This window comes from Gilvimarinus sp. 2_MG-2023, assembly GCF_030547685.1.
GTDB lineage: Bacteria > Pseudomonadota > Gammaproteobacteria > Pseudomonadales > Cellvibrionaceae > Gilvimarinus.
In genome coordinates this window covers 1-15,482 of sequence record NZ_JAUOQM010000044.1, presented here as the reverse complement: position 1 = coordinate 15,482, position 15,482 = coordinate 1, and the positions used below count along the sequence as shown (strand labels likewise).

The 15,482-nt window shown below is 49.8% G+C and carries 15 protein-coding genes and 1 riboswitch; of the genes, 4 read left to right on the top strand and 11 right to left on the bottom strand.

Going from position 1 to position 15,482, the window contains the following annotated elements:
* Positions 1 to 28 precede the first annotated feature (28 nt).
* From Q4526_RS09540 to Q4526_RS09515, 6 genes are all read right to left on the bottom strand, one after another.
* The gene (locus tag Q4526_RS09540; RefSeq protein WP_215976848.1) at positions 29 to 670 is read right to left on the bottom strand and encodes an urea amidolyase associated protein UAAP2; all 642 of its coding nucleotides are present in this window, start codon (positions 668 to 670) and stop codon (positions 29 to 31) included.
* Positions 671 to 680: 10 nt separating this feature from the next.
* Positions 681 to 1,391, bottom strand: a complete 711-nt coding sequence (locus tag Q4526_RS09535; protein ID WP_215976847.1) for an urea amidolyase associated protein UAAP1 — start codon at positions 1,389 to 1,391, stop codon at positions 681 to 683.
* The gene (locus Q4526_RS09530; RefSeq protein WP_215976846.1) at positions 1,388 to 2,164 is read right to left on the bottom strand and encodes an ABC transporter ATP-binding protein; all 777 of its coding nucleotides are present in this window, start codon (positions 2,162 to 2,164) and stop codon (positions 1,388 to 1,390) included. Before Q4526_RS09530 ends, Q4526_RS09535 begins: the two co-directional genes overlap by 4 nt.
* Positions 2,161 to 2,976, bottom strand: coding sequence for an ABC transporter permease (locus tag Q4526_RS09525; RefSeq protein WP_215976845.1), 816 nt, complete (start codon positions 2,974 to 2,976; stop codon positions 2,161 to 2,163). The genes Q4526_RS09530 and Q4526_RS09525 overlap by 4 nt, the downstream gene beginning before the upstream one ends.
* 59 nt (positions 2,977 to 3,035) lie before the next feature.
* Entirely contained in the window at positions 3,036 to 4,076 is a 1,041-nt protein-coding gene (locus tag Q4526_RS09520) for a putative urea ABC transporter substrate-binding protein (RefSeq protein ID WP_215976844.1), read from the bottom strand.
* A gap of 61 nt (positions 4,077 to 4,137) precedes the next feature.
* Positions 4,138 to 4,262, bottom strand: a riboswitch (guanidine-I (ykkC/yxkD leader).
* Positions 4,263 to 4,505: 243 nt separating this feature from the next.
* The gene (locus tag Q4526_RS09515) at positions 4,506 to 5,747 is read right to left on the bottom strand and encodes a GAF domain-containing sensor histidine kinase (RefSeq protein ID WP_215976843.1); all 1,242 of its coding nucleotides are present in this window, start codon (positions 5,745 to 5,747) and stop codon (positions 4,506 to 4,508) included.
* Between the two features lie 375 nt (positions 5,748 to 6,122).
* Here Q4526_RS09515 and Q4526_RS09510 point away from each other — a divergent pair, with 375 nt between their 5' ends.
* A complete protein-coding gene (locus Q4526_RS09510; protein ID WP_215976842.1) occupies positions 6,123 to 6,539 on the top strand; it encodes a CopD family protein in 417 nt (138 codons plus the stop codon).
* 22 nt (positions 6,540 to 6,561) lie between these two features.
* Here the strand turns inward: Q4526_RS09510 and Q4526_RS09505 are convergent, their stop codons facing one another.
* Positions 6,562 to 7,017 (bottom strand): DUF2231 domain-containing protein, encoded by a 456-nt coding sequence (locus tag Q4526_RS09505; RefSeq protein ID WP_215976841.1) that lies wholly within the window; start codon positions 7,015 to 7,017, stop codon positions 6,562 to 6,564.
* 99 nt (positions 7,018 to 7,116) lie between these two features.
* Between Q4526_RS09505 and coxB the strand changes: the two genes are divergently transcribed.
* From coxB to Q4526_RS09490, 3 genes are all read left to right on the top strand, one after another.
* Positions 7,117 to 8,025 (top strand): cytochrome c oxidase subunit II, encoded by a 909-nt coding sequence (gene coxB / locus Q4526_RS09500; RefSeq protein ID WP_215976840.1) that lies wholly within the window; start codon positions 7,117 to 7,119, stop codon positions 8,023 to 8,025.
* A complete protein-coding gene (gene ctaD / locus Q4526_RS09495; RefSeq protein ID WP_215976839.1) occupies positions 8,025 to 10,538 on the top strand; it encodes a cytochrome c oxidase subunit I in 2,514 nt (837 codons plus the stop codon). Before coxB ends, ctaD begins: the two co-directional genes overlap by 1 nt.
* Before the next feature lie 334 nt (positions 10,539 to 10,872).
* Entirely contained in the window at positions 10,873 to 11,685 is an 813-nt protein-coding gene (locus Q4526_RS09490; protein ID WP_215976838.1) for a cytochrome c oxidase assembly protein, read from the top strand.
* A 25-nt stretch (positions 11,686 to 11,710) separates the two neighbouring features.
* Here Q4526_RS09490 and Q4526_RS09485 read toward each other — a convergent pair whose 3' ends face one another.
* The 4 genes from Q4526_RS09485 to Q4526_RS09475 all read right to left on the bottom strand — a co-directional run.
* The gene (locus Q4526_RS09485) at positions 11,711 to 12,691 is read right to left on the bottom strand and encodes a hypothetical protein (protein WP_215976837.1); all 981 of its coding nucleotides are present in this window, start codon (positions 12,689 to 12,691) and stop codon (positions 11,711 to 11,713) included.
* Positions 12,692 to 13,416: 725 nt separating this feature from the next.
* The gene (locus Q4526_RS09480) at positions 13,417 to 14,085 is read right to left on the bottom strand and encodes a hypothetical protein (protein WP_215976836.1); all 669 of its coding nucleotides are present in this window, start codon (positions 14,083 to 14,085) and stop codon (positions 13,417 to 13,419) included.
* A gap of 347 nt (positions 14,086 to 14,432) precedes the next feature.
* Positions 14,433 to 15,320: an IS3 family transposase gene (locus tag Q4526_RS16490; RefSeq protein WP_368411103.1), complete on the bottom strand. Its 888-nt coding sequence runs from the start codon at positions 15,318 to 15,320 to the stop codon at positions 14,433 to 14,435.
* On the bottom strand, positions 15,245 to 15,482 hold a 238-nt coding region (locus Q4526_RS09475), incomplete at its 5' end, for a hypothetical protein (RefSeq protein WP_303609604.1). The genes Q4526_RS16490 and Q4526_RS09475, both read right to left, overlap by 76 nt.

Genomic DNA, 15,482 nt, shown 5'->3' with positions numbered 1-15,482 from the left:
GTTGATCTATTCGGCTGTACATTTTCAATTACGAGTCCCAAGTCAAGCATTCAACCGGTGTTGGGTTATATGCATTGCAAGGGTTGTTCAATTGCGGGCAATTTGAAATTAAAACGATGGTATCTACCAGCGCTTTAAACTCTACGTACTTGCCTGCACCAGAGATACCATCGGCAAAGGTCAGCTCACCTTGCTCGGTAACGGGGACATTCATAAAAAAATTGATATTATGGCCAATGTCGCGTTTATTCAGGCCGGTTTCCGGGTGCTCGGCAATGGCCAGCATCCAACTGTCTCGGCACGCGTGCATACAGCGTTTTTCCAAATCGTAACGCACGGTATTGCTTTCGGTCGCGCAGGCGCCACCAAGCGTGTCATGTCGGCCGCAAGTATCGGCAACGATCTCTAACATTGGGCGGTTACGGGTCGTGCGCAATATTGACCCCGCGGTGAGGTACACGTTGCCCTGCTCGCGAATGGTGTCGGTTGCACTGTAGCGCTCAGCTGGGTCATCGGCACAAAAAAACAAAGTATCGGCAGCTTGATTACCCTCTATATCGAGAATGCGCATCACCTGCCCGGCTTTTAACGTCTCTAAAAAGTAATCTCCAGCATCGACCTGCGCGCGGCTTTTGGCAGTGTCGGCTACACGTTCGCTGTGTTTAATCATAATATTCTCCTCAAGCGCCTAAATGGTAGAGCGCATTGTTGGCAAAGCCGCGCCCATTTTCGTCACAATGATTGAGACACACATCCTCCTCAGTCATAGGCTCTGCCAAGCCTAGCGAGACGCCGATTCTGCAGCGCGGGTACTCGGGGGACTGGTTTAACGGATGGGGACAGGCGTGAATCAGAACCAGACAATCCATTTCAATGCGCAAAGCAATTTCACTGCCGGCTGGGCTGTGATTGTCCACTAAACTCATATTGCCTTCGCTGTCGGTGACCACTTTACTAAATACATTAATATTGGCAGCCAAGTCGGCAGCGTTCAGCCCGTACTTTGCCTGTTCGACTAAAAATGCATCGTAACCATTCTGGCGCCAATCGTTGCGATCGGTTTGATAATCGCGTGCGCCCCAACGATCTTCAATATGACTGGCGTGGCTATTGCCGCACACGGTATCGTGCCAACCTAAATCATCTTCAATGATTGAGGCAAAAATCCGCCCCATATCAGAATACAAACAATTGCCCCGCGTTAACTTAAAGGTGTGCTGACACTTAAGCGTATCCGGCGCGTTGTAGCGCTCAAGTAAATTACGCGAGTTGTAAAACAGTACACCGGCATTGCCATTGCCATCGAGATCTTGCAATCGCAACACAGTGCCACGGCGCAACTCCAAGGACCAATGGCCACCCGGTGCTATTGTGGTTTGGTAATGATTCATTCGCTTAACTCCTGGCCCGTACTATTCAGGCCACTATCAATTTTTTCCAGTAACTCCGGCTCACAGGCCCCCACGGGCAAGTCATAAGTAATGCCGGCGCCATAACTGTTGGGCGCTTGCGGATCAACACGCAGCTTGTCGAAAACCCACAAACGCGTACCAAGGTGAAAGCCTTCAGCCAAATCGTGCGTCACCATAAATACGGTGAGTTTGTGCTTGCGCCACAAGGACAACACCAATTTGTGCATATCCGCACGGATGCCTGGGTCAAGTGCACCAAAGGGTTCGTCGAGCAGTAAAATACGAGGTTTCAGGATAAGCGCCTGGGCGATCGCTAAGCGCTGGCGCATACCGCCAGACAATTCATCGGGGTAGCGATCCGCCATGTGCGCCAAGCCTACCGTTTCAAGCATGGTCATTGCTTCTTCACGGGCGGCGCGTTTGCGAGCGCCCCACAAAAACCCTAAAACGGAGCCCTCAAAAGCGCGAGCAATAGTGACATTTTCCAGTACACTCATGTGGGGAAATACCGAATACTGCTGAAAAACCACACCGCGCTCAGAGTCGGGCTCATCAAGTATGGGCTTACCATCCAGTAGTATTTCCCCTTTACTGGGAATATCAGTACCCAACAACATACGCAAGAAAGTGCTTTTGCCGCAGCCGGAGGCCCCCACTAAAGTGACGAACTCGCCTTCTTTGACCGAGGCATTAATGTCTTCCAAAATAACGCTGTCACCGTAACGCTTCCAAACATTTTGAATGTCAATCATGAGCGACTCTCCTGCCAAGGGAAGGCCCATAAGCTGACTTTTCGCAGTACAAAGTCAATAACAAAAGCCAGCAGTGCAATCCAAGCCACGTAAGGCAAGATCACATCCATAGATAAGTAGCGGCGCACCAAGAATACCCGGTAACCTAGGCCATCGGTGGAGGCAATAGCCTCGGCGGCAATTAAAAATAGCCAGGCACTGCCGAGCGATAGACGCACGGCATCAATCAAACGCGGCATTAACTGCGGCAGCAAAACTCGCAATAATATTTGGCCACTATTAGCCCCTAATGTCTGAGCTTTAACGAGTTGTTCCCGGGGGATTTCTAAGCAACGCTTTTGAATATCACGAGCAATAAACGGGGTGATGCCGATAGCAATCAGGGCTACTTTGGAAACTTCACCCAGACCAAATACAATAAAAAGTATCGGCAGTATTGCCATGGGCGGAATCAGCGAAGCAACGGTGACCAAAGGCGCAACGCCTGAGTAAACCATAGGAAAAGCGCCGGTGCTTAAACCAAACACAAGCCCCAGCGATGCGGCAATTAACATCCCTAAGCCTAAGCGCGTCAAGCTACTGAGCGTATCTTGCCAAAATAAGTATTCCCCTGTGCGCCGGCTTGGCTCAAAAGCCAGCCGATAAATAGCATCGCCCATTTGCTCAAAGCTTGGCAGCAGTTTGTCTTGTGGGTTTTCTGCCAATCGGGCATCAGAGGCCAACACATACATCAGCAGTAAAATTGCAAAGGGCAGCAGCGATAATGCAACGCCCCACACTCTTGATGGTTGTTGGTTGATTAATCGTTTCATGTAAGTATCCCAACTATAGAGGAGTTTGGGCGGTGTAAAACACCGCTCATCGCACCGGTTTACAGCTTGCCGTCAGCAGCCATTTGCATATAAGTAGGATTAAAACGAAGCTTAATATTGTTTTGGTTACCGTAAAGACCGGCGGGAGTTTCGATACCGATAAATCCAGCATCCGCAGCCCCTTCACCCAAGAGTCCATGCTCAAAGGAGAATTCCGCTACGTTCTGCATGGTGGCTTTTAGATCGTCACTATGAGTAAAGCTCACGGCATCGGTAGGCTGATAAAACATTTGGGTACTGGCCAGTTGCGACTCGTAACCGGCCAGATCGGTGCCTGATGCACTCGCCATAGCGGTGCGGGCGGCGGTACCTTTTGCGCCAGAATCACTCATGGTCGCCATGATTTCATACCAAGCGCCGGTAAGGGCTTTACCCAGAGCAGGGTTTTGCTCCAACACCTCAGTATTGACAACCATTAGGTCAATAATCTCACCCGGTATCTTTGATGAATCAAACACCTTGCTAGCACCGGGCATACCCACAATTTCGCTCAACAGTGGGTTCCAGGTGACGACCGAGGACACACCATTGGTTGGATAAACAGCAACTAGATCGGCATCGGAAGTATTGACCACAGTCACGTCTGACTCACTCATACCCACGCTATCCAGAGCACGAGCAAGCAAATAATGTGACACGCTTAGCTCAACCAAGTTAACTCGCTGGCCTTTAATATCTGCCAGTGAATCACTGCCTTTTAATACAACTCCGTCATTACCATTGGAGAAATCCCCTACAATTAAAGCGGTGCTATCTACACCGCCCGCCGCGGGAATGGTTAAGGCATCCATATTGGTCATAGCGCAGGCATCAAAAGCGCCGGTGGTATATTGATTGATGGATTCGACGTAGTCATTGATCTGTACGACATCAATGTCGATATCGTATTTCTCAGCCCACTTGTCGACGATTTTTTGCTCGTCACCGTAACCCCAGGGCATCCAGCCTACGTAAATAGACCAACAAACCTTAAAGCTATCTGCGGCTGAGCTATAAGAAGAAAAAGAGAGTAACAGTAATAGCGTGGCTATTTTTTTCATCGCCTGCCTCCGGCATAAATTACGCGGTAAAATAGAGCACTCCTGGCAAATTCTGCCGATCGTCTCCCGGGCTTTTGTCCCGCCGTGTAACCTGCTCCGTGGCGACTTAAATCGCTATAGAAAAAGGTCGAAAGCTCTCGGACCAGTCGTTGCGTTGGTGCAACCGGAACCCTAGCTTTCCATTGCCAAATTGTGATGCCTACTAGGCATGTCCTAACTTACCAAGAGTGCGGACACAAAACTTGTTACAGTTTTCGTGCCAACCGTCTACACACCGCAACCTACCGCTCTGGCCCGCAACCACTCAAGCCTTTTCCCTAAAATACGCCCAAGGATGGAGCACGCAAAATCCCGACGCACCAAAAACGCACATAGGTTTGTAAGCTGGAATGGAAGACTTCGGGAGGATCTCAGCGGAAGATACTGGGTTTACTTAGGATTGCGAGGCAATAAGATGACAAATACCGCACCCCTGCCTTCTCCTTCACTGAAGGCCTGAATAGTGCCACCATGCAACTGCACAATATGCTTGCACAGATGTAGACCAATCCCCAACCCACCCAATTGACCGCAGGCGTTGGGCGCCTGCACAAAAGAGTCGAAGATACGCTCTAAAAACTCAGAGGAAATACCACAACCATTATCAGTGACTCTCACTTCAATATAATCATCAGCGATGGCTTTCGTTTCTATTTGCACATGGCCATTTGTAGGTGTGTATCTAACAGCATTAGCAAGTAAGTTGGTGACTAATTGAGTTAGGCGTACCTGATCCCCGGAAAGGGTTAACGTGTTCTCTGGTACGGTTAAGGAAAACTGTTGATTTTTTTGTAACAGAGCCTTTTGATTCGCAGCCACACTGTCGTCAATAATAGTCGTTATATCACACAGCGTTCGCTGTAAGGAGATGTTACCGGTCGCAATTCGCGATGTGTCGAGCAGATCATCCACTAACCGCACTAGTAGCTTTGTTTGACGCCCCATCGACTCAATGGAGTCAATAACATCTTGATCGAAATTTTTGCCTTTTAAACCAAGAAAATCCAACCCCATGGTGAGCGACGACAAAGGATTGCGCAACTCATGAGAGATCATCGCCAAAAATTGATCGTTGCTTCGCTCGCGCCCCTGGAGACGATGGTTAAGCCGTGCGAGCTCAACTCGCGCTTTTTCAGATTCCAGAAACAGCCGCCGCTGCTCCAGCTGAGACATCACTTGATTGGCGAGCACTCGTAAAGTCTGACGCTCACACTCGGTAAAATCGCGCGCCTGATAATCCAAAATACATAGGGTTCCCAGCGCGTGTCCCGTAACACCTCGCAACAAAGCCCCCGCGTAAAAGCGTAGGTGTGGCTCGCCGGTTACCAGAGGATTATTCTTAAAACGGCTATCACAACGGGTATCCGGGACTACCAGTAAGTCTTGCTCAAGTAAGGCATGAGCGCAAAACGAAGTCTCCAGTGGCGTTTCGCGAACGCCTAAGCCAACTTCCGATTTGAACCACTGGCGGTTGCGATCAATGAAGTTAACCACCGCAATCGGGGCGTTAAACAAGTTCGCAGCCAACGAGGCAAGCTCATCGAAGGCATGATCGGTGGGAGTATCGAGAATGTCGTACTGGTACAAGGCGTTTAAACGCTCTTCCTCACTACAAACAGGTGTGGGCTGCATCGATTCTCCGGGGAAACGACTTAATAACGTTATATAGGCGATCGAGTGCTGCAAATATGCGCCAGGCGCTGCAAACAAGCAAGATCTAGCCAAGAGTTGGTTATAATAATGTTCGTCTGTGGCGAAAGCAACAATGTCGGCAATTTGTCACTAAAGCCTATAAAAAGGCTACGAACCTATCCTCTGATAAGACACCCCAACACTAGAGAGCAAATAGCCTCGAATGTTAGCTGGCTCACAGACACCAACCCACCACTTTGCCTAGATGCTCACTATTCAGTAGGCTAGTAAGCCGCTGACGAACCTCTCTCGTGCCTAGCAAGTTAGTGCGAGAACACAGGGTCCAATTTTCAAAGAGGGGGACGAGTAACAAATATGCCTTGGCTATTAGCTTTCCATATTGCGGCGCTTTTGTGCTGGTGCGGAGCTCTTCTCTACCTGCCGGGGCTGGTTATGACACAACAGCGCACAGCAATTAACACCGAACTAGATCTGCAACCACCGCGCTTCGTATATAGCCTGATTGCCACACCCGCCGCGCTCGCCGCTATTATCGCTGGCACGTTAGTCTTTAGCTTTTATCGTATTTGGGATATTTGGCTGATCGCAAAACTGCTGTTAGTCGCGGCACTGGTGCTTGTGCATCTATTACTTGGCTGGCTGGTCGCGCGCGCTGAGCGGCAGCCACCCAATCACTTACCGCTTTGGTGCTACAGCACAGTGCTGCTGGCCGGTGTCATTATGACCGCTATTATTTGGCTGGTACTGGCCAAGCCCTTACGTGGCACCTAATATGGCACTTATCACGAATGGCTCAGGAGTCGGTATCAACCCCCACACCATGCTCGTAGACAAGCTGGCCACCCAATATTCCAGCCAGCGAAATCAGTCCAGCCGTCACGACAGACAGGGTAACGCCCCATGGACTGACCCACGCCAACATATCCTGGCAGCGCAACAGCCAGTTAAGCGTCACAATAGAGAGCGACATAACCGCTACCAGAGCGTGACTCCAGGCAGTTATCAAACGCCTAATTTGCACCACCGATACCAGGTCAATCAAACCAATCAACCCCGCCGCCCAGCCGCCCACCGCTCCGACGCCCGCCAGCCACAAACTGGCTCGCGCCCAAAACTCATCGCCAGTAAATATATAGGCAAAGTCGGTCGCCACCAATCCCACCAAAGCGGCAACGGGAAAGTGAATCAGCATCGGGTGGATGGGGTGACCTGCCACAGCCGTGCGGCTAGGAATAGACGATCGAGCCATAAATTATTTCCCACAATTAAGTACAACCAAGCGCAAGCAACTAAATGGTTGGCCACTACCTTACCGTTTTTTTGTACCGGTTGCAGCGGACCACAATCAATGCTGGAACCAGCTGGCCCCGCGGCCGATATTATCACTTGGCTGTGGTGGGGCATGTTTGCGTTCTTTACACTGGTATTATTGGTGGTATCAGGCTTGTGGCTCTATGCCATGCAGCGTCACCCGCAAGACGTTAGCCCCCGCGATGCAGCCATAACAACAAAACGCTGGATTATCGGCGGCGGTATTGCTCTGCCACTGGTGAGCATCATTATTCTACTCGGGGTCGGCATACCTGCCGGCCAGCAAATATTAACCTTGCCGGACGAGCGCGCTGCGCTGCGCGTTGATGTGCACGCACATCGTTGGTGGTGGTCGTTTCATCAGCCCGATGGCGATATCACCACGGCCAACCAGCTCACCATTCCAGTGGACACCCCCATTGAATTTTATGTGCATAGCGACAATGTTATCCATTCGTTTTGGGTGCCCAAGTTAGGCGGTAAAATTGATGTAGTCCCAGGGCGTGTAAATACCATACGCTTGCGCGCCTCTCAAACGGGCCTCTTTCGCGGTCAGTGTGCGGAGTTTTGCGGCACAGGGCATGCCCACATGGTGTTTCAGGTAAAAGTGCTAAGCCAAAACGATTTTGCCCTTTGGCAAGAGCGTCAACGGCAGCCCGCGAGCGTACCTAGCAAGCACCAAAAGGCCGCCGAAGCATTTACTGAGCACTGCGGTCAATGTCATACCATCAAAGGTGTAAGTCAAGGTAATAAAGCGCCCGACCTTAGCAATATTGGCGCGCGCCGCCTGATGAATGTAGGTGCACGCCTCAAGCAAGATATTAGTATCGAGCAGTGGATGAAGACGCATCCTACCTGGCTGCGCGGCGGCCAAACTCCACATCATAAAACAATAGCCCCGAACCGAATGGCGGACATCGTCACCTGGCTGGAGACTTTGGATTAATGGATAACGACCCGCAGGCAGCGAGTGATTTTCACCATCAGTTTGATAAAGTGTGGGGCAACCCGCGCGGCTGGCGCGCGTTTACCATCGTTAATCACACCACCATTGGCCTGCGCTTTTTAATTACCGGCGGCGTATTCTTTTTAATCGGCGGGCTACTGGCTATGCTGATTCGCACCCAACTCGCGCTGCCTGGGCACGACCTGCTAACGCCAGAAATTTACAACCAAGTATTTACCATGCACGGCACCATTATGATGTTTTTATTCGCGGTGCCAGTGATGGAAGGTTTTGCGATTTATTTAATTCCCAAAATGATTGGCGCACGCGATTTGGTGTTTCCGCGTTTAAGCGCTTTTGGGTATTGGTGTTACTTATTTGGCGGCATCATTCTTACCTCCAGTTTAATTATGGAGATCGCCCCCGCTTCCGGCTGGTTTATGTACACCCCACTCAGTAGTGCCGTTTATGCGCCGGGGCCCGGCTCTGACTTTTGGTTGCTAGGCATTACCTTTGTGGAAATTTCTGCGGTATCGGCTGGGGTTGAGTTGGTGGTGTCGATTATGCGCACGCGCACCAAAGGCATGAGCTTACAAAGAATGCCGCTGTTTGCTTGGTATATTCTGGCCATGGCTTTAATGATTGTGTTTGGGTTTCCGCCGCTGATTTTAGGCAGTATTTTACTTGAGCTTGAGCGCGCCGCCGGTATGCCATTTTTTGATGTAGCCCGCGGTGGCGATCCTATTTTATGGCAGCATTTATTTTGGTTGTTTGGTCACCCCGAGGTGTATATTTTATTTTTACCAGCAGCGGGAATGGTATCCACCATACTGCCGGTGTTTGCCCAGCGCCCTATTGCTGGTTATCGCTGGGTCGTGCTGTCTATTATCACCACGGGTTTTATCAGCTTCGGCTTATGGGTACACCATATGTTTACCGTGGGTATACCGCAGTTGGCTCAGGCATTTTTCTCGGCCGCCAGCATGATGGTGGCAATACCCACGGCCATTCAGGTATTCGTCTGGCTGGCGACTCTGTGGAATGGACGCCCGGTGTATGCGCCACCAATGTTATGGATACTGGGGTTTTTAATTATTTTTGTCGCGGGCGGTTTAACCGGCGTTATGCTAGCGTTGGTACCGTTTGACTGGCAAGTACACGACACCCACTTTGTGGTAGCGCACTTTCACTACGTCTTGATGGGGGGCATGTTCTTCCCGTTAATGGCGGGAATTTACTATTGGCTACCGCACTTCTCCGGCCGCATGCCCAACCGCCAGCTCGCCCGCTGGGGGTTTTGGCTGGTATTTATCGGCTTTAACCTCACGTTTTTAGTCATGCACTTCACAGGCTTATTAGGTATGCCGCGACGTATTTACACCTATGATGCCAACCTCGGCTGGGATATTCCCAATATGATCTCATCTGTGGGCAGCTTTATTATGGCCACGGGAATTGCCACCTGCCTACTGGATATCGCGCTGCATTTTCGGTTTGGTGAAAAAGCCAAGGCCAATCCGTGGAATGCCGACACCTTAGAGTGGTGCACGTCGCTACCGCCAAGCGCCTACAACTTTGCCACTCTGCCCGAAGTAACTAGCCGGCATCCATTGTGGGAAAACCCCGATCTGCAGCGTACTATTGAGCAAGGCCATCACGATCTCGCCACCATTGATCACGGTCGCCGGGAGACCTGGGGCTCGGACCCACTCACCGCCAAAACGCGGGAGATTATTCATTTACCAGGCAATAGCTGGCTGCCATTTTTTGCCGCCCTGACCACGGCGGCACTGTGTATGAGTTTATTAACCAAGCACTATATGGTGGCAATCGTGGCTGCATTGTGTAGCGTAGCATTGCTACTGCGTTGGTCGTGGGAGAACGGCGCACACCCGCAGGCAGCGCCCAATCAAAGGCGAGTTGAAAATGATCCGCCGCTACACTCTCGCACCCACGATGGACCGGGGCTGTGGGGCATGGCAGTCACCCTACTGACCAACGGCTCCTTGTATTTATCATTACTATTTGGCTGGCTTTACCTATGGACGGTCGCACCGAACTGGCAGCTACCGACCAAACCACCCGTTGATGGGTTAGCCTTGTTATTGTCGGGCGTTTGCCTGTCTGTTGCATTGTGGTGGTTCAAAGTCGTGATCAAACGGTTGCGTAACAAAGTCACTGCACACTTACAGCCGCATCTATGGGGTATTAGCGGCCTGGGGTTTATCCACCTCGCTACACTTATAGTCACTTGGCAAACAGCCGCGCTAAAACCGCAAGTAACTTCGCACGATGCGGTCATTACCGTTATGTTGGTGTATCAAGTGTTACATAGCGGTTTAGCCGTCATTATCACTGCGCTGCAAGCGCTTAGAGTGGGCAAAGGTTATGTCGGCCACAAGGCGCCCTACGAGCCTGTGGTGGTAGAGCGTTGGTGGGTGTACACCGCCGCCGTATTCTGGATTAGCTACGCGGCCATTATTGTGCTGCCAATGATGTGGGTGGTGCCTTAATGTTATCGCCTTTTCATCCCCTTCAGCTCGCCTTGGGCCTTATCGCCTGGAGTGTGTATTTCGTTGTGGTTTACGCAAGCACTTCCATCGCTTGCACACATTTCACTCCTGGCAACGGGCCTCTTACCTGGCTCAATGCTGCCTTGCTAGCCTTTACTCTACTCGTTGCTCTAGGCTTAATGTATCAAGTATGGCGCGGCTGGCTCGCACTTAAGCGTGCGCCCCGCTCGCTGCCCCCAGCCAAACGATTTATCGCTGGCCTCGGTTGTGCTGTGTATCTCGTCGCCGCTTTGGCAACCATACTGGTCGGCGCTCCGACAATGATATTAACCCCATGCGTTTAATCTGTTCGACTCTCACACTTCGTTCGTTTTTGTTATGTGTGGTGGCTTTTTGCCCGACTCAGGCTTTTGCTCACAACCCAATAACCGACCCGACACAAAGTGCTACGGTGGCCGGCGCCTTAATGTTGTTAGCGCTTTGGTTAGCTTACGGGTGGGGCTGTTTAAAGCTTCGGCCTGCGCGTCATCGTTGTTGGTTGTTTAACGCCGCCGCCATACTGAGCGTCTTTACGTTATTTGGCCCGCTGGACGAGTGGGCCGAGACCAATGCCGCTGCCCACATGGTGCAGCATATGATTATGATGGTGGTCATTGCCCCCATGTGGGTAGTTGCCAGGCCCCTACCTCAGCTCTACGCACTGAATGCACCGATTGCCTCCGCCCTGTGTGCGCCATTACTACTGTTGGCACGCCACTCAATGGCCGCTGCGGTTATTCACGGCGCCTTTATCTGGCTTTGGCACACGCCTAAACTCTACATACTGGCACTGGACAATCTTTGGTGGCATTTGTTTGAGCACCTATGCTTTTTAGTCAGCGCTGGCGCCTTTTGGTGGGCGGTGTTACGAAGCCAGCAGCGCAATACACCGGCCGCCCTATTGGCCTTATTATTTACGTTAATGCACACCGGTTTTTTAGGCGCACTACTCACCTTTTCGCAAACATCCTGGTATGGAGCCGCGCGACCCTTAGAGTACCAGCAGCTAGCTGGGTTACTAATGTGGGTACTGGGCGGCCTGCCATATTTTACCGCGGCTCTTTGGTTAGGTTGGCGTTGGTTTAACCGTGTCGGTGACAAGTCGTAAAAAAAGCAGCGCGATTTAAACCAGGCTACCAACCATCGTAGAGACAAGTTGTGACCAACACGCGCCGAACGCTGGAGAATTCTTGCCAGGTGAACAACTCTGATTCCACTTTCTCTATGGACGAATAAACCCGATAGCGCTCATGCTGATCGGACTCACCATCAGCGTGGTCATCGACAATATGCTGTAAACTTTCAGCGTAGGAGACCATAAGATTTTTAAGGGCTATCACAGTACTCGCCGATGGTCTTAGCTCTTTATTGGGGTGATTAGCAAGGTAAAACAATAGATCGGAAGCCTTTAAATAGGCCAGTGAAAATGCACTATCTGAGCTTGATGTATGAAAATACGCGACAACCGGATAGGCACTGTATTTATTAGCAAACTTTGTCCCGTCGAGCTGAATTTCAAATAGCTTTTGCCAAATAAATTCTACATTGTCTTGATCATCAATCCGCTTTAGCAGTTGCTCAGAGTCGCCTGCAACAATATTGATTTGGCGAGCCAGTTGACGCTTCTCGAGTGCCACAGGAACGACGGCAATAATATAAGACAAACCCACCGAGGTCAGTAGTGTTCCGGTGGCCACCGCCAACGTACTATAGATTGTCCAGGGAAAGTGCTCGGCGGTATAATCACCATAACCCAAACCGCTGAGTGTTACGCCCGTAAAATATAAGGTTTCGAGCCCTGTGGCCGCCGTGTAGGTACTGCCATTAATGACATTGCCCTGAACCGACTGGAAAACTAAAAACCAGCCCAGGTATAAAAGTAGGTACCAAAACATCACCACCAGAATCATCAACACCGGGCCACTGGCCGACAACAGTCTATGTGAGGTTTTATACTGGTGAAAGCGCAGCGCAAGCCGCCATAGCTTTTGTGAGATAAACGAGGTTGCTGGACCACCACCTCGCAAGCTAAGTATGGTGACAAAGGCATCAAACAGTGTAAAACCGATTAAAGCCACTCCAAACATCATCTGAAAAAGCGCGAGACTTGTCATCAATTCACTCGGTTTTTGTAGTGGATTAGCGTGCTCTATACCTACTTACCCTAAAGCGTAGGCACAGCGCGTGCAAACCAAAAACATTAAGGATGTGACAGTGTGCAGCCCAAGCTTAAAAAATCCATATTGAATGCCGGTAAGAGAGTAGCTCACTTTCTCGATCAATTGCTGCCTTGATCGTACTCGCGTTCCAATTGCTCTAACGTCAGGTAACCCGACCAAAGTCTGGAGCCTGTTGTCACCCAGCATAAAACGGCAAACACCCCTGCAAGTATTGGAAAATACTGTGGCAATAGGTAAAACAATATGGTCTCGGAGCCTTCCGCTAAGCCGCCCTACTTTGCTGCAGGGCCTACGTTAAACTAAACTCCATTCGTGTTGGCATGGCGAATACGCCAAAGACTTCTGAATACATCAATATTCAACACAAACGACCGATGCAGCAAAGCAGAAAACTCCGCACACACTGGCTTAACTAATGTCCTTTTCCGAAAGAGGATAACAACATTAATCTGCCACGCACACTCCCATCCAACTAAGCGACTATCTGGACTGGCCGACTGGACAGGCCGCACCATTCGCAAAGACAAACAAATCTCAATCGAGCACCAATCATCCAATTTTTTGCAAAGAATTAATGCATGCTGGAGTCAATTTTAGCTAGAGAAACAGTAAAAATAAGGTCCAACCTGAACGTCAATAAAAAGTTATAGATCTTTTTATTACTCAACCTCAATTAATGCTGGCCCGCGGATAGACATAGTACCGCCTTCGGTCATAAGAAAACCCAACTCCAGAACCGTCACTTTGGCCTCTTTACTTGATGGCACTGAAAACTTAAGCTGATACCGAGTCCAAACTAGACCTGCCGACAAATCAGTTACAGGCTCTTTTATACTTTTCAACAAACTAGCACCCAATAAGGCTGGGGCGCCCTTTGGAAGTCCTTTTATCGAAACGAACACTGCGGGAGGCTCCATCGCCAGCCCCCACTCACCAGTAAAATCAGACTTAATATCAGCAGAAAATACCAAGGTTTTACCTAAAAGTGGTTTCAAAGAGTTTCCTTTGATTATCTGATCCACTTTTCCCCATGGCTCCGCCCCTGTGCGCGCAATACTCAGCACTCCATTTGTAACCGATGTGCGGTAAGATGTGTTGCTTGAGTGCTGAGAAAACTTCCAATCTATCAACCTCCCCTGTTCGTTCACCTGAAAACCGGGTGATTTTATAAATCCTGGTTCTGGAGCAACATACACAGCTTTTGATGAATGGCTCGCGGTTGTGGCAGAAGCATCCTCCTCTCCTTTACTAGAGCCCTTACACCCTAGCATCAGCAATGCGAACAAACCCCAAACAGTTGCCTTAACAGCAGTTTTTGCCACATTCATAACAAATTACTCTGATCAATCGGAATTAGGAGTGGCAGTGTAATAGATTTCCACAAATTTAGTAAGCGTGAAACTGTTGTTCTGAAAGGTGCTGAACTTAGCTGTAACCTTTTTAGTAAAGCTCTGCACTGTGCGACTGACCGTTGCGTAACTGAACCCAATCGCACCACTAGCTTTTGTTAACATTTTGTAGCCTCTGCAATAGCCGCTCGCATACCTTCCAACAAAAACCGATGCCAAAGCCTCGATTTATATAAAATACCTGACCGTGAAAATCAATATAAGTGCGCTCAATAGATTAAACAGGACTCCTGATCTTGCCCCGATAAAATGGACACCTCATGCTCTCAATCTTCCATGAGCTCATATTCTATCGGCGAGCAATACCCAATCCCTGAGTGCAACCTCACCGTGTTGTAAAAATTGTTTATATATCGTTTTAATGCTCGGTGCAAATCACGAAAACACTGAAACCGACTCTTCCGTATAAGCTCGCCTTTCAGTGAGTGATAAAATGATTCCATAAATGCATTGTCCGTACAGTATCCAGGACGATTTACACTGTGCTCTATGCCAGCACTCGCTAAGTGTGACTGAAAGCCTGAACCCGTAAACTCCACTCCTCGATCCGTATGTAATATCACGCCTTGAGCACTCGCTCTCTTTCGTAATGCGTGCTTCAAGGCAGCGGTAGTGAGTGCCGTTGTTCTAGTGTGGTCGAGCGACCAACCCAGTATACGACGCGAATGTCTATCCATAATCGTGGCCAAGTAGCACCATCGTCCTTTTAACTTAAGGTACGTGACATCAGCCACCCATATTTGATTGCATGCCGTCGTGTCACCAAAAGTTAGAGTCTTATTTTCCCCTTTAGACAAAAACCGTCTTAACCCAGGCATGCGCCGAGTAACACAAGCAACACGGGCTTTTAGACCGGCTTCTCTCATTAGCCGAGCAACGCGCTTACGAGAGACCCAAACACCTTTTCTTCGTAGCGCCTTCTGGACTCGTGGGCTGCCATAGCGACCAGCACTAGCCTCAAATACTTTGACGACTTGCTCAAGTAACCGCTGGTCAGACATCTCTCGATTTGAAGGCTCACGGTCTCTCCAGGCATAATAGCCGCTTCTAGAAACACCCAGCCAGCGACACAATGCTGCTACTCCGAATTCTTGTCCGTATCTGTGGATAAATCCAAATCGTTCTGATGTGACTCCGCCAGATACTGTTGCCACTTTTTTAGAAGATCGTTCTCCCTTTTAAGGCGCTCGACTTCCTTCTTTAAAATCGCTGTCTCAGTGACATTCTTTTCTGATTTAGATCTCTTTTTATTAGTCAAACCAACTCGCTTCTTCCCGTCGCCCTGGAGCAAACCTTCTCTATATTCTTTTCTCCAG

What these genes read in the sequence shown, in the direction of transcription:
- Q4526_RS09540 (WP_215976848.1), bottom strand. Translation starts at nt 670, where the DNA reads ATGATTAAACACAGCGAACGTGTAGCCGACACTGCCAAAAGCCGCGCG.
- Q4526_RS09535 (WP_215976847.1), bottom strand. Translation starts at nt 1,391, where the DNA reads ATGAATCATTACCAAACCACAATAGCACCGGGTGGCCATTGGTCCTTG.
- Q4526_RS09530 (WP_215976846.1), bottom strand. Translation starts at nt 2,164, where the DNA reads ATGATTGACATTCAAAATGTTTGGAAGCGTTACGGTGACAGCGTTATT.
- Q4526_RS09525 (WP_215976845.1), bottom strand. Translation starts at nt 2,976, where the DNA reads ATGAAACGATTAATCAACCAACAACCATCAAGAGTGTGGGGCGTTGCA.
- Q4526_RS09520 (WP_215976844.1), bottom strand. Translation starts at nt 4,076, where the DNA reads ATGAAAAAAATAGCCACGCTATTACTGTTACTCTCTTTTTCTTCTTAT.
- Q4526_RS09515 (WP_215976843.1), bottom strand. Translation starts at nt 5,747, where the DNA reads ATGCAGCCCACACCTGTTTGTAGTGAGGAAGAGCGTTTAAACGCCTTG.
- Q4526_RS09510 (WP_215976842.1), top strand. Translation starts at nt 6,123, where the DNA reads ATGCCTTGGCTATTAGCTTTCCATATTGCGGCGCTTTTGTGCTGGTGC.
- Q4526_RS09505 (WP_215976841.1), bottom strand. Translation starts at nt 7,017, where the DNA reads ATGGCTCGATCGTCTATTCCTAGCCGCACGGCTGTGGCAGGTCACCCC.
- coxB (WP_215976840.1), top strand. Translation starts at nt 7,117, where the DNA reads ATGCTGGAACCAGCTGGCCCCGCGGCCGATATTATCACTTGGCTGTGG.
- ctaD (WP_215976839.1), top strand. Translation starts at nt 8,025, where the DNA reads ATGGATAACGACCCGCAGGCAGCGAGTGATTTTCACCATCAGTTTGAT.
- Q4526_RS09490 (WP_215976838.1), top strand. Translation starts at nt 10,873, where the DNA reads ATGCGTTTAATCTGTTCGACTCTCACACTTCGTTCGTTTTTGTTATGT.
- Q4526_RS09485 (WP_215976837.1), bottom strand. Translation starts at nt 12,691, where the DNA reads ATGACAAGTCTCGCGCTTTTTCAGATGATGTTTGGAGTGGCTTTAATC.
- Q4526_RS09480 (WP_215976836.1), bottom strand. Translation starts at nt 14,085, where the DNA reads ATGAATGTGGCAAAAACTGCTGTTAAGGCAACTGTTTGGGGTTTGTTC.